Raw genomic sequence first — 14,007 nt, 5'->3', positions numbered from 1 at the left:
GACTTGCCTTGCTGGATAAGGCCTTAGACTGATAGAAGCGGCATGAAACAGCAGTATTATCGGCATCACGGGAGCCTGTCAGACCGGCTTGCGGCTCTATCATCCTATGGTAAACCAAGACGATTATCGGCCCATATCCAACAGCTGCTTTGCCTGATTCGAAGGGTCCAGTAACAGCTGATATTAAGATTTAAAAATCCTTAATTCTGACATAAAAAAGTTCTCTAAAAATTCGAAATTATGAGTGCAACAATAGCCCTAAAGGTTATATAATGATCATTGTAGAGTATGCTATTTGTTGGACTTGGGTTTACCGTGATTTAGTAAGGGAGAGCGGAAAACAGGATAATAATCCATGTTTTTGAACTTTGAGTGGAACCGGTTCCGCAAAGGGGGGATTTTTGGTATAAATAGAAGGGAATATTTAGTGAAAGAAAGGTTTTATTGAACCGGCAGCAATGGACATTTTTGCTTTTACTAAAAGGAGCATAATACTAATGGAATTACAGAAAATAAAAAAATACATCCGCATTGACGAAGTAAGCCAAGAAGAGATTGATGCACTGATTTTAAGGGTCAATAGTTGTTCATGGCGGCAGACATTTCATATCCAGCCGATTTCTGGCCTGCTCAATGATCCGAACGGTTTTTGTTTTTACAATGGAGAATACCATTTGTTCTATCAATGGCATCCGTTAGGCCCTTTTCATGGATTGAAATATTGGTACCATACCAAATCGAAAGATCTTGTAAACTGGGAAAATGTAGGGATTGCAATCAAGCCGGACAATTATTTTGACAGCCACGGAGCATATTCAGGCAGTGCCATTGAACATGACGGAAATGTATTTTTATTTTATACAGGCAATACACGGGACGAAAACTTCAAGCGAAATCCCCATCAATGCATAGCAGTGATGGATGCGACTGGAACTATCACCAAGCTGGAAAAATCAGTTTTTGACAAAGTGCCTGCTGGCTATACAGAGCATTTTCGTGATCCGAAAGTATGGAAAGACGGCGAAAAATTTTACGCAGTGATTGGGGCGCAAAAAACAGATGAAATAGGATGTGTCGTTTTACTGAGTTCATCTGACTTGTTGGAATGGAATTTTGAAGGAGAACTTGCGACCCATCTGAATCACTTCGGATATATGTGGGAATGCCCGGATTATTTTGAGATTGAAAATCAGGGCGTATTAATATTCTCTCCGCAAGGATTGGAACCTGAAGGAGACAGCTATCAAAACATCTTCCAGTCCGGGTATGTGCTGGGCGAGAAGTTGGATTTGCAGCAAAAGGAAATGAACCATGGGAATTTTGAGGAAATTGACAGAGGTTTTGATTTTTACGCCCCTCATACAATGATGGATCCCCAAGGCAGACGCATTATGGTTGCCTGGATGGGATTGCCTGAAGTCGAATATCCAAGTGATATCAACGGATGGGCACATTGCTTAACGCTTCCAAGAGAACTATCGGTTCAGAACGGTAAATTGAGACAAAAACCAGTTCAGGAGCTGCAATCTCTTCGCAAGATGAAAGCTGAAGCGGCGGATTCACTCACAGATGAAAAGAAAATTTATGATTGGATTTCCGGCGTCACCTATGAGCTGGTTTGTGAGTTTGAACGAGGGGATGCCGCTGAGTATGGAATAGAATTCCGGGCAGGGGACGATGAAAAAACGGTGATCAAATATGACGCGGTACAAGGAAAAGTCGTACTGGATCGCGCTCTATCGGGCAAAGAGGTAGGGGGGAAGTTTGGAACAGAAAGAAAATGCGAATTTTCCGGAGAAAAAATCAAGTTCCAGCTGTTTGTTGATTCTTCGTCAGTTGAAATTTTTGTGAATGATGGGGAAGAAGTATTTACTTCCCGGATTTTCCCCGATGTAAAAAGCAGAGAAATCCGCTTTTTTGCCACAGGCGGGAGCGCGGCGTTCAAAGCGGTAAAGTGGGACTATTAATTGGATAATACTTATTAGGGAATGAGGTGTGCTGGATGGGAAATCTGCTTTCGATTGGAGAAATATTAATAGACTTTATTCCCCAACAAAAAGGAATAGCATTAAAAGATGTTATCTCTTTTGAGCGGGTTCCAGGCGGTGCCCCAGCTAATGTGGCTGTTGCCGTTGCGAAGTTTGGCGGAAATGCTTCACTCATCACAAAAATAGGGGAAGACGCATTTGGTGATTTTCTGCTGGAACAGCTTGAAGAAGCTGGGGTCAGCACAGATAAGATTCTAAGAACAAAAGAGGCGAATACCGGACTGGCCTTCGTATCATTGCGCGAAAATGGGGAACGCGATTTTTCATTTTACCGCAAGCCTTCTGCGGATCTGCTGCTTGAAGATACAGAAATAAACGCTGAGTGGTTCAATCGGGGGGATATACTTCACTTTTGTTCAGTGGATTTAGTGGAAAGCCCGATGAAACAAGCGCATATCAAAGCGATTCAATCAGCCAAAGATCGCGGCGGAATCATCAGCTTTGACCCCAATGTGCGTCTGCCTCTTTGGGATGATCCGCAGGAATGCAGAAACACAATCCTTAAATTTATTCCGATGGCCCATATTGTCAAAATTTCTGATGAAGAACTGGAATTTATCACCGGTATAGCTGATGAACAAAAAGCAATTGCTTCTTTGTTTAACGGAGATGTCAAACTGGTGGTGTATACAAAGGGTGCAAAAGGTGCAGATCTCTTTGTACAGAACAAAAAATACTCATCTGCGGGATATGAAGTGGAAGTGGAGGATACAACTGGCGCAGGAGATGCGTTTATTGGCGGGTTCTTGTCCCAATTGTTGAACCACAATGCAGATCAAGGCAATCTAGAGGTTATAGCAGGCGAGCACTGTAAAGACATACTGGCATTTGCAAATGCTAGCGGAGCCCTGACTGCTACTGGAAAAGGGGCCATCTCATCCATTCCATCCAAAGAGCAGGTATTGCAATTAATACGATAAAAATACAGTCAGGAATTCTTTATGGATTTATATGATTGCTTCAATGGAATGGAGTCTTCTGAATCTATGAGTTTTGAAGAAAAAGGAAAGAAGCTGAAGCAGCTTCTTTCCTTTTTTGTTTTGGAAAGCTCCATTATGTTCGTTAATTGGGAATGGGGATTTCGATTTTATCGGTTTTATGAATGTCTTCCGTACCGGCATCTAAAGCAGTCTTGTAATAGAAACACTTATGTTCAATGACCTCCATTGTCTTCTTCAGTTCTTCCATCTGAGCTTCTACAGTGGCTTTTCGTTCCATGAACATGTCATATCTTTTCTGCAAGGTAGAATCCCCGTCTGAACACCAGTCAATGAAGTTTTTGATTTCCTTGATGGGCATGCCGCTGGCTTTCAGGCATTCAATGATTTTTAAAGCGCCGATATCGGATTCTTTGAATAAACGCGTACCATTGGCTGCCCGTTCTACAAAAGGCATAAGCCCCTCCTTGTCGTAGTAGCGCAGCGTGTATACGGTCAGGTTCAGTTCTTTAGCAACTTCACCGATAGTGAATATCTTCATCATTTTTCTCCTCCATTCATACATGGAATTCTAGATAGCTCCGGTATGAGTTGAAATTCTATCATGGAAAGTGGAGAAGGTCAAAATCGCCTTACAGGGAAATCGGAAAAATGGATAGAAGGTTTGCTGTATAGGAAGTTGCAGCTTATCGCTTGACCTAGAGTTGACTATAGGGTTTACGATTGCTTTGAAAGAGAATAAAGCAAGGCGGAAATGTTTGGTGGGGAAACTCAAAACAGTTCACAGTAAGCGCCGGTACAAGCGAATTCTCTAAAAATATACAGGAGGTTTTTTATATGTTTACAGTTAAAGCACGAGCGGTCGATGGTCCGGACAAATCGTTCCGGGAGGCGGAGATTCAACGCCGCGACTTGGATTCACAAGATGTTCTGATTGAAATCAGATTTGCGGGAATCTGCCATTCGGACATCCATACGGCGCACGGCGAATGGGGTCCAGTAAACTATCCTCTCGTACCCGGCCATGAGATTGCCGGGATTGTCACGGAAGTAGGAACAGAAGTCACGAAGTATAAGGTCGGCGACCGGGTAGGGGTCGGCTGCATGGTGGATTCCTGCGGCGAGTGCGTGAATTGCCAAAAAGGGGAAGAACAGTACTGCCTCAATGGCAATGTCCCGACCTACGCCGGTGTGGACAAATACGGCGAACCCACTCAAGGCGGCTATTCCACCCACATCGTGGTAACCGAAGATTTCGTCGTCCGGATTCCGGATAGCATCGGGCTGGATGCCGCAGCTCCACTGCTGTGTGCAGGCATTACGACTTACTCGCCGCTGAACCATTGGAGCGCAGGACCAGGCAAGAAGGTGGCGGTTGTCGGCATGGGCGGACTTGGCCATATGGCTGTCAAGATTGCTGCTGCCATGGGTGCGGAAGTTACAGTCCTATCGCAAACCTTGAGCAAAAAAGAGGACGGCTTGCAGTTCGGGGCAAAAGACTATTATGCCACGAGCGACCCTGTAACCTTCAAAAAACTTGCCGGAACCTTCGACTTGATCATCAACACGGTAAGTGCAAAGATTGACATCGATGCCTATTTCTCCTTGTTGACGCTGGATGGCACGTTAGTGAATGTCGGCGCGCCTGCAGAGCCCCTGGCCGTGAATGTGTTTTCCCTTATCGGGCACCGCCGCTCATTTGCCGGTTCCATGATCGGAGGCATCCGCGAGACGCAGGAGATGCTCGATTTCTGTGCAGAGCATAACATCGTCCCTAACATCGAAGTGATTGCAGCTGACCGGATTGATGAAGCCTACGAACGTGTATTGGCTTCGGACGTGAAGTACCGATTCGTGATTGATATCAGCACCTTGTGAGCTGTATATATTTTTGAAAAGAATTTTTAAAAGAGCAATAAAGACCAGATGGAATTCCTCATCAATTGGATTGGCGAGGGGGATTCTGTTTGGTCTTTTATTATAATAAGCTTAATATATGATGCTTTTGCTAAGCGGATTTCTGCATATAGTTAGGGAAGTGCTTTCATAAGTGTTAAAGAATATCGAGGATAATCAGGAATCGGCCATTCCCATTTCTCCCTTCGAAGCTATTCCTATTTTACTGTTCTTTGAGGACCTTATACCAGATTTCAACTTGTTTTGCGGTCTCGATTGTCCGCAGTTTTTCCAGTTGAATTTCAAGGCCATCCAAATGCTCGAACAACCGAAGTCCCCCGCCGAGTATTATGGGCGCAATCGCGATTTGCAGTTCATCCGCCAAATTCGCTTTCAACAGCTGCTGGCCGACATCAGCCCCAAGCACCACGACATCCTTTTCTGCGGCCGCCTCTCTAGCTTGTCGGATTGCACTTTCAATGCCGTCTGTCACGAATGTAATTGTCAGATTTTCATTTTCCTTTGGATGTTTGGCGGGGGGACGATGGGTCAACACAAACAAAGGAACTTGAAATTCATAGTCGTCAGCGTAGGCATCCGGATCCTCACTTTCATCAAAGCTGTTCCGGCCCATCACAACAGCTCCCGTATTGGCCATTGCAGTCTGAATCTCGTCGTTTGGTTCAAAACTGGCATATAGTTTTCCCATATCCCCGTTTCTGTCGTTGATATATCCATCCACGGACAAAATCATTCCCAAACATACTTTTGCCATGTTCTTCCCTCCAGGTTTTTTCATACTCCTCCATTCGCCTTCAAACCGCTTTAATCCTTTTGCGAATTGCAGATGGAAAGGAAAAACAGCACGTAAAACAGGGCGGCTTCTGACACCGGAATTTTAAAAATAGCCGTTACCAATGGAATCAATCGATTCTTTGGACGGCTATTTTATAGTTATCAAAAAAGAAAAGAAGCATTATGTGGTTTTGTTCCTATCTGTTTGAATAGGGAGCAATCCCGCGACAATCGCAGCAGTCTGCGGAAAATCCATAAGCCGGACCTGAAGTCCGGCTTATAGAAGCATATTTTCAGTTTGCTCCCCATAGGAAGCTGCCGTTTCCTTGATTTGATCCGCTACCAGTCTCCAAGCTTCTTCAGCCTTATCATTCGGGCCTATATGTGTAAATGCATGAGAAACGCCTTCGAAAAGCTGGACATGGACTTTTACCCCCGCAGCCCTTAACTTTTCAGCATATAATTCGCCTTCAGGCCTGAATGCATCATGTTCGGCAATGAGAATAAGGGCGGGGGCTAAGCCCTTCCCGATATCAGCACAGACAGGCGAAGCGAGCGGATTGGAAGCCTGGGTTTGATCGGGCAAGTAACACATGTTCAAAAAGCTTGCGACTTGAGGGTAACGGGCCCGCAGCCATTTCGGTTCAGGCTTGTCCGCATGCGGGGTTACAAAATCCAGCATCGGGCAAGACAACACTTGGAGAAGGGGCTGATTGTCCGGTTTCTCTTCAAGGAAAAGACAAAGTGCTGCTGCGATGTTCGCACCTGAACTTTGTCCGCCGACCATGATTTGCCGCGGATCGATTTTCAACTCATCTGCTCTGTTCTTCACCCATTGGAGAATTTCGTAGCTTTGTTGGATCGGTTTCGGAAACGGGTATTCCGGAGCTTTTGCAATCCCGATATTAAGGATTACACAGCCTGTCTGATTCGCCAGAAAGCGGCAGTATGGATCATCGATCTCTTTATCATTCATGATGAATGCCCCGCCGTGGAAATTGATGTAGACAGGAAGTTTTTCCTGTTCAGCATCTATAGGATAGTAGAAAGACAGGTAAGTTGGCTGAACAGAAGTGTCCACCAGAAAATCTTTTTTCGTTTTCACGGGCTGAGGCGGAATTGTAGGATTTTTTAATGACGGATCAGGCAGGAGTCGGAGCAGCTTTGCGCCAATAATAGTTAACATAAGGGCCTCCCTTTTTTCAACCATTCTACCTACTGGAACGGCAGATAGTCAATCGCTGCAGTGACGGTACAAGCCCTGGCGACAAGTGATCATACAGGCGCGGGGCACTCGGTCTTTTTGCAGCCTGGAAGAATTCCGGTGCAGGTGTTGAACCTGAATGATGAGGGTATTAGTGAAAATGAAACTTATCTACGCTGCTGTAAAAATTGCCCTTAAACCACGGGAAGGTGCTGGTCAACATGACTGAAAATAAAAGAGTTTTAATCATCGGGGGAGGACTCGGCGGAATATCCGCTGCCATTTCCCTTGCGCAACGCGGATATAAGGTTTCCATGTTTGAAAAAAACAACCATATCGGCGGGAAATTGAACCGGCTGGAACAGGATGGCTTCGGCTTCGATCTTGGTCCGTCCATCTTGACGATGCCGAAAATTTTCGCGAAATTATTTGCGGACAGCGGAAAACGGATAGAGGATTATGTGCCATTCATCAGGCTGGACCATCAATGGCGCTCCTTTTTTCCAAATGGCAACATCATTGACTTATACCAGGACTTAAAGGAAATGGAAGAGAAGAATCCTTCACTGAGCAAGCGGGATATGCGCGAGTATGAAAATCTGCTGAAATACTCCAAAAAGCTGTACAATATCACCGAGAAAGGCTATTTCAACCAGGGCCTGGACAGTGCGGCAGAAATCGGAAAGTACCACGGTGCGATTGAGTCCTTTAAGAATTTCGATCTTTTTTCGACCGTACATAGTGCCATTGATAAACGGATCAGCAACAAGCAATTGAAGGATATGCTTTCCTATTTCATCAAATATGTCGGCTCTTCCCCTTACGATGCACCAGCCGTCCTTAACATGATGATCTACATGCAGCATGACCAGGGTGTATGGTATGTGCCCGGAGGAATGAACCGGCTTGCAGACGCGCTGGTGCGGCTGGCTGAAGAAGTGGGCGTCAATATCTACACTGGGGTGGGGGTCACCCGCCTCTTCAAAGAAAAAGGCAAGATCACCGGGGCCTTGCTCGAAGACGGGGCAAAGGTCGCCGCGGATTATTACATCTCCAATATGGAAGTCATTCCGTTTTATGAGCAGCTGCTGGATGAAAAGAAGCATTACGTTGACAAGCTCAAGAAGAAATTTGAACCCGCCAGTTCCGGGCTTGTGATGCATCTGGGCGTCAAAAAAAGCTACCCGCAGCTCCGCCATCACAATTTCTTCTTTGCAGAAGATATGAAGAAACAGATGAATACGATTTTCCACGAACACCAGCTGCCGGATGATCCGGTCATTTATTTGGTGAATGTGAATAAGACCGATCCGACCCAGGCCCCGCCCGGCCACGAAAATATAAAGGTGCTTCCGCACATTCCGTACAGCCAGGAAAAGCCTTTCTCGCAGGAGGAGTATGCGCGTTTTGCAGAGAAGGTTTTGATCAAGCTGGAACGTATGGGACTGAAGGATTTAAGGGAAAACATCGTCACGCAGGACATATGGACGCCAGAAGATATCCAGCGGGTCTATGGCTCCGACCGCGGCGCAATTTATGGAACCCTGTCGGACCGCAGCAAAAACAAAGGATTCAAGCACCCGAAACAAAGCGATCGCTACGACAATCTGTATTTTGTCGGCGGCACTGTGAATCCGGGCGGCGGGATGCCGATGGTCACCTTGAGCGGCCAGCAGGTCGGAAGGAAGATTGTTGAACGGGATATGCGGCAAGGCGAATGATGAGCAATTTTCATCCATTAACACCCTAATATCCATTGAAAGGAGGGAACCGGCTTGAAACAGAAGGTGATCGTGATCGGTGCGGGTGTGGCAGGACTGGCAAGCGCCATCCGGCTTCAGCATGCTGGCTACCAGGTAGCCTTATACGAAAAAGAAGCCACGCCCGGCGGGAAGATGAACCGGGTTGAAATCGGCGGCTATAAATTCGATCTCGGACCGAGTATTGTCATGATGCCGGAAGTGTATCAGGAAATATTCGAATTGTGCGGCCGCGACCCCGATGATTATATTCCGATGGAAAAACTGGATCCGATGTACCGGGTTTATTTCAGTGACCGGCCCACCGAACCTATCGATATGTCTTCTGACCTGCCGCGGCTGACAAAAACCCTTGAAACGCTCAATCCATCGGATACCGGGGGATTCTTTCAGTATCTTCATGAAGCCCATAAAATTTTTGAGTTTGCACGATATGATATCCTGCAGCGGCCATTCCGCAGACATCGGGATTTCTATAACCGTTCCATGATGAATAAGGGCAGGAATTCGAAGATAAGAGTGCTGGACACAGCCGACCAGTTTATCGGCCGGTATATCAAAAATGAGCGTTTGAAGCAGATCATCGGTTTCCAGACCCTCTACATAGGCATCTCCCCTTATAAGAGCCCGTCATTTTATACAATGATCCCGATGCTCCAGTTCCTATATGGGGTCTGGTTCATAAAAGGCGGCATGTACACTATGGCGTCATCGATGGAAAGGCTCTTCAAGGAACTTGGAGGCGAAGTCTTCTATAATCAGGCTGTGAAGGAAATCTGCATTGACGATAAAAAAGCCACCGGCATCGTTGTGGATGGCGGGAGGATCGCAGCGGACTTTGTTGTATGCAACGCAGACTTTCCGTATGCCATGAAAAATTTGGTCAAAGAACCGGCCGCCAAAGGAAGGTTTACCGACAAAAAAATCGACAAAATGAAATACACCTGTTCTTGTTTTATGTTGTATTTGGGCATGGACAGGAAGTATACGGAAGTCGAGAGGGTCCATAATTTCATTTTCAATGAAAAGCTGGACAAAAACCTGGCGGATATTTTCTCGGGGAAAAAACTGGAAGATGCCTCTTTTTATGTCTATCTCGCTTCGAAACTGGACCCAACCCTTGCACCCGAAGGAAAAGACGGCTTGTATATCTTGATGCCGGTTTCAAATGTCGCGGCAGCGGAATACGAATGGAACGATGAAACAATCGCGTATTACCGGAGATATATTTTGAACGCGTTGAAAAAGATTCCGGGATTTGAGCGCGTCGAGGAGGAAATAGTTGAGGAAACATGCATTACGCCGCTGGATTTCGAGAAAAAATTCAATGCCTATAATGGCGCCGCTTTCGGCCTGCAGCCGACGTTCTCCCAAAGCAATCACCTGCGGCCGCAGAGCAAGGCCACACACTGTTCGAATCTGTATTTTACCGGGAGCAGCACACACCCGGGAGCAGGGGTCCCGATTGTCCTCTTATCCGCGAAAATTGCTGTGCAGGAACTGATGGATGATGATCAGGAGGTCTTTTCTTCAGCTCATAAACATTAAAAAGCGGCGACAGCAAATTCTATTCTAGTGAGGTGTTCAGATGCCAGCGTCAAACATTATCAATCTCACAATCGGTCTTGCAGCAATCGGGGTCGGCTTTCTCATGTTCAAATCGCTGCCGAGGCCTGAACCGCAAAACCGTTCGTTGCCAAAACCGGATCCAGAGTTGCGTCAGCAATCAGATGAGTTGCCGTTTCTGTCCGTCATCATTCCGGCCAGAAATGAAAGCGCCCGGATCACGCCGCTGTTGGAGTCGTTGAATGAACAAAATCTCCAGTCTTTTGAAGTGCTGGTGGTCGATGACGATTCATCAGACAATACCGCTGAGGTTGCGGAAGGGTTAGGCGCAAAGGTTCTTCAGAGAAAGGGGGACCGGCAGGGGGCAGGAAAATCGGCGGCCTGCTGGTACGGTGCAAATCAGGCAAAAGGGGAGTGGCTCTTATTCCTGGATGCGGATACCTGCTTTACGAATCCGGAGGGTCTCCAGGATTTGCTCTTCTCCTACAAAGAAAACGGCGCCAAGGGGATTCTGGCTTTGCAGCCGTTCCATACGGTCCGTAAGCTGTATGAAAACCTCTCTGCCATATTCAACATCATCGTGATTGTCGGGATGAATGGATTTACCGCTTGGGGAGACCGGTTCCGAACGGCCGGCTCGTTCGGCCCCTGCATCTTAACCAGCAAAGGGGATTATTTTCTGTCAGGAGGCCATAAAAAAATCGAAGGCGCCCTTATGGATGACTTGGCGCTGGGTGAGGCGTTTCTCGATAAAAATCTCCCTGTCCGCTGCCTCGGCGGAAAAGGGATCATCTCGTTCCGGATGTATCCGGAAGGGTTCCGAAGCCTGGTCGAAGGCTGGTGCAAAAGCTTTGCCATCGGTTCAAAGTCCACCCATCCGCTTGTCATGGGGATGACCGTCATTTGGATTGCCGGCAGTTTCATCAGTTTGAGTGCCTTGATTTCCGCCATTGCCTCAGCAGAAACTAATGCGATGATTATGAGTGGTTTACTGTACATGGTTTATGCGTTCCAGACGGGATTGTTCGCGCGCAGAAGCGGTGATTTCCCTTGGTTTATTTTCTTGTTCCATCCTGCTCTGTTCTTGTTTTTTATCGGTGTCTATGGGTACTCCTCGTTCCGGGTGAATGTCCTGCACACGGTAATTTGGAAGGGACGGAAAATAAACGTCTGAGCGAAGCGTGTTAGACATATTAACTATTAAATCAAACAAATGAGTGCTTGCAGCCCAGAGATGTTCTTTGGGCTGTTTTCTATGGGAAAAATAAGTGCTGCAACCGATTCCAAGTAAAACAGCGAGGTGCTTATTAATTGAGAAGAAATTCAATGGGAAAGTTCGCTCATTAGAACAACAGAAAAATTTGGGTTGTTGCTGGTTTTATTTGGTATATTTGAAAAGAGGATAAGATGTTATGTGTTGAAGTGAGAGCACATCGTGGAACAAAACTGCTCATATACAAAAACATCATCGAGCTGGCGACTTCGCCAAATGACCGGATTATCGTCCTGTACGGTGCAGGCCATCTTCCTCTCTTGATCCAATTCATGCAAGACAGCGGGCTTGTAAATGTGGAGGTTGCCGGCAATTATTTATCGCATTATGTTTGGAAAGCTGAGGTATACTTCCTAAGAAACGGCAGTCATTAAAATTGGCTATAGGAACCAAGCCGTCGAAATTATATTCCTTAGAATGGCATTACTGCATTGTTAAATACTGGCTACTCTTCAGGTCGAAGTGAATTAATGGCAAAGACGTTATTATTAAATTCTTAATTTTTACAATTCTAGGAATATGAGCTAAAGAAAAGCAATAAAAAAATTTAAGCTATACAACTGGTTAGCACCCAGTAGTGATTTATATGATCCTTGAAATAGATGGCTTTTTCAACAAAGCTTTATTGACAGGTAAGAAGTGTTCTAGAAAGCAATTAAAGCAGATGTATCTTCAAACCGAAAAGTTAACTTCTGAGCCCGGTGATTTTTCAAACGTGTTTTGCAGGCTTCATAAATTTGAGCAACTCACCGGTTCAAAGGACATTGAAGTGGATTTTGTATTGGATACTGATACCGGCAGGATCTATTCTCCAAATTATTAACTTTTAAGGAAATTTTTCTGTCCAGTATCTTGATGTAAGGATCAATCGGTCCATATTAAGTGAATTCACTTCGCATCGTGTTCAGGTTTAAGATATTTAGATATTTATGAAACAAGTAGTATTTTACCAATTATTGGTGATAATATATTCAATAGGTTCGAACCTATAAGTTAATGCCTTTGCCAATGCAGTTTTATCCGGGTATCGGAAAACTATTGCTTGGAACAATATTAAGGAGGTTTATAAATGTTTTCAGTCGATGAATTTATTCGTTCCATCAAAGACACCTTGGAAAAAAGATCCGATTCATTAATAGGAAATCTGCAAAATATCTTTACATACAATTTTTCTTCCCGTATAGATTTATTGGACTTCTCTCCGTCTATCGAGCCAACAAGATTCGAAGTTTCGATAATAATGTTCTCTATGGATAAAGAAGCTAATGAAGTGTTGAATGAAGGAAATGACTCGACAGCTTTTGCTGGAAGTGAAGAGGTGCTCCCGGAAGTGGAATATTATAATTTGAATGATTCCCAGCTGGATGATTTTTTTGACTTCTACGAGCAAAATGAAGAGACGCTCCTTTCACAAGAGCAACAGATATTTGCAGATTGGTTCTGTCAATGCTGGGAAAGGGCAGGGGGAGCTGCATTGAATTTGCCGTCGTATTTTGTTTTTCATGATGATTATAAATCATACGATTTGAAAAATAAGCGATGGATTGATGATGAGGAAAAGTGGTCATAAACTGAGCTAATAAAAATGCCTTTTGAGAAAGGCTTTTTTAAATGCAACTTATCAGGAGATATGAGTCAGTCAACTTCTGCATTCCCTTGGCGGCGCGGTTTTTCTTTTTCAACAAATTCCAATGACCATTTCATTGAGGATGAGGTTCCAGTAATGCACCACCTAGCTGCAAGTCGAAAGGGAGGATGATTATGGTCCGCTATATTTTGATTTTTGTCCTCTTTTATTGCGTCACGTTCCTTCTGGATTTCTCAAACTGGCTATCCCGGCTTCTTTTTGTACTATTTGCGACAGGAGCAATTTGGCTGGTACAACCGGTGAAAGGCATTAAAAGGAGCCGTTGACCTGCAGCCCATACGGCTGCCGAACCGCATCAAAGACATGTAAAAGAGATATAAGAACCAAGGCGTGAAACTGGGCAACGGTGACCGCGTAAGGTTATTGGAAGAAGAACTAATTTGAATAGGGGGTCAATGAATGAGTAAGCCTAATGCTTTTTCATATGTGTTTTTCTTTATCGGAATAACTGCTCTGATTGCCTTTTATATTTTCGAATATATATTTGGCTCCCCTGATTATTTTTATACTCACTTTCATCAAGGAATATTAATGTTAATTGTAGTAATGCCAATTTTCGGGTTTGGTTTAGCATTATACGGAGCAAGAGGAAACCTAAGACTGATTGGTATTGCTTTGAATGCCATCTTTTTGGTTGCTTTCGCACCGTTAGCGCTATTCAAACTTTGGATTACGTCCTTTGGCTGGTAAAAAATCGGAACAGATCTTCAGTGCATCTTACCTAGAGGCAAAATAGAGTTGCTCTTAAAAATTCTTGTTTCAATTCAATTGGGAGTTTTTAATCAAAAGATTCATTTTCAAATCATTTGCACCAAGAACCTAAGCAGTTCAGATGCTCGCGTATACCATTTGGGATATAAGGGGTAAAATGAAATCATA

General features: G+C 44.8%; 12 protein-coding genes. 9 read left to right on the top strand and 3 right to left on the bottom strand.

The window, feature by feature from the left end:
- Nucleotides 1–497: 497 nt before the first annotated feature.
- Nucleotides 498–1,967, top strand: coding sequence for a glycoside hydrolase family 32 protein (locus FQV30_RS09710; RefSeq protein ID WP_146499961.1), 1,470 nt, complete (start codon nucleotides 498–500; stop codon nucleotides 1,965–1,967).
- 35 nt (nucleotides 1,968–2,002) lie between these two features.
- The gene (locus tag FQV30_RS09705) at nucleotides 2,003–2,968 is read left to right on the top strand and encodes a carbohydrate kinase family protein (RefSeq protein ID WP_146499960.1); all 966 of its coding nucleotides are present in this window, start codon (nucleotides 2,003–2,005) and stop codon (nucleotides 2,966–2,968) included.
- A gap of 142 nt (nucleotides 2,969–3,110) precedes the next feature.
- Here the strand turns inward: FQV30_RS09705 and FQV30_RS09700 are convergent, their stop codons facing one another.
- Nucleotides 3,111–3,527 carry a MerR family transcriptional regulator gene (locus tag FQV30_RS09700; RefSeq protein WP_146499959.1) on the bottom strand — a complete coding sequence of 139 codons (417 nt, stop codon included), beginning with the start codon at nucleotides 3,525–3,527 and terminating at the stop codon, nucleotides 3,111–3,113.
- Between the two features lie 296 nt (nucleotides 3,528–3,823).
- On the opposite strand from FQV30_RS09700, the gene FQV30_RS09695 reads away from it, so the two are divergent.
- Nucleotides 3,824–4,864 (top strand): NAD(P)-dependent alcohol dehydrogenase, encoded by a 1,041-nt coding sequence (locus FQV30_RS09695; protein ID WP_146499958.1) that lies wholly within the window; start codon nucleotides 3,824–3,826, stop codon nucleotides 4,862–4,864.
- Nucleotides 4,865–5,105: 241 nt separating this feature from the next.
- Here FQV30_RS09695 and FQV30_RS09690 read toward each other — a convergent pair whose 3' ends face one another.
- Both FQV30_RS09690 and FQV30_RS09685 read right to left on the bottom strand, forming a co-directional pair.
- Nucleotides 5,106–5,657, bottom strand: coding sequence for a dihydrofolate reductase family protein (locus FQV30_RS09690; protein WP_146499957.1), 552 nt, complete (start codon nucleotides 5,655–5,657; stop codon nucleotides 5,106–5,108).
- 297 nt (nucleotides 5,658–5,954) lie between these two features.
- Entirely contained in the window at nucleotides 5,955–6,863 is a 909-nt protein-coding gene (locus FQV30_RS09685; RefSeq protein ID WP_146499956.1) for an alpha/beta hydrolase, read from the bottom strand.
- 239 nt (nucleotides 6,864–7,102) lie between these two features.
- Between FQV30_RS09685 and FQV30_RS09680 the strand changes: the two genes are divergently transcribed.
- From FQV30_RS09680 to FQV30_RS09650, 6 genes are all read left to right on the top strand, one after another.
- Entirely contained in the window at nucleotides 7,103–8,602 is a 1,500-nt protein-coding gene (locus FQV30_RS09680; protein ID WP_146499955.1) for a phytoene desaturase family protein, read from the top strand.
- 54 nt (nucleotides 8,603–8,656) lie between these two features.
- Entirely contained in the window at nucleotides 8,657–10,189 is a 1,533-nt protein-coding gene (locus FQV30_RS09675) for a phytoene desaturase family protein (protein WP_146499954.1), read from the top strand.
- Between the two features lie 40 nt (nucleotides 10,190–10,229).
- Nucleotides 10,230–11,381 carry a glycosyltransferase family 2 protein gene (locus FQV30_RS09670; RefSeq protein WP_146499953.1) on the top strand — a complete coding sequence of 384 codons (1,152 nt, stop codon included), beginning with the start codon at nucleotides 10,230–10,232 and terminating at the stop codon, nucleotides 11,379–11,381.
- Between the two features lie 233 nt (nucleotides 11,382–11,614).
- Nucleotides 11,615–11,854, top strand: coding sequence for a DUF5694 domain-containing protein (locus tag FQV30_RS09665; protein WP_186725615.1), 240 nt, complete (start codon nucleotides 11,615–11,617; stop codon nucleotides 11,852–11,854).
- Between the two features lie 695 nt (nucleotides 11,855–12,549).
- On the top strand, nucleotides 12,550–13,050 hold the full coding sequence (locus tag FQV30_RS09655; RefSeq protein WP_146499950.1) for a hypothetical protein: 501 nt from the start codon (nucleotides 12,550–12,552) through the stop codon (nucleotides 13,048–13,050).
- Nucleotides 13,051–13,527: 477 nt separating this feature from the next.
- Nucleotides 13,528–13,818, top strand: coding sequence for a hypothetical protein (locus tag FQV30_RS09650; RefSeq protein WP_146499949.1), 291 nt, complete (start codon nucleotides 13,528–13,530; stop codon nucleotides 13,816–13,818).
- Nucleotides 13,819–14,007 lie beyond the last annotated feature (189 nt).

Origin of the sequence: Planomicrobium sp. CPCC 101110 (genome assembly GCF_007859395.1) — a bacterium.
Classification (GTDB): Bacteria; Bacillota; Bacilli; order Bacillales_A; family Planococcaceae; genus Planococcus.
Note: the sequence above shows the minus strand (reverse complement) of the source record. Positions and strands in the feature narration are given on the sequence as shown.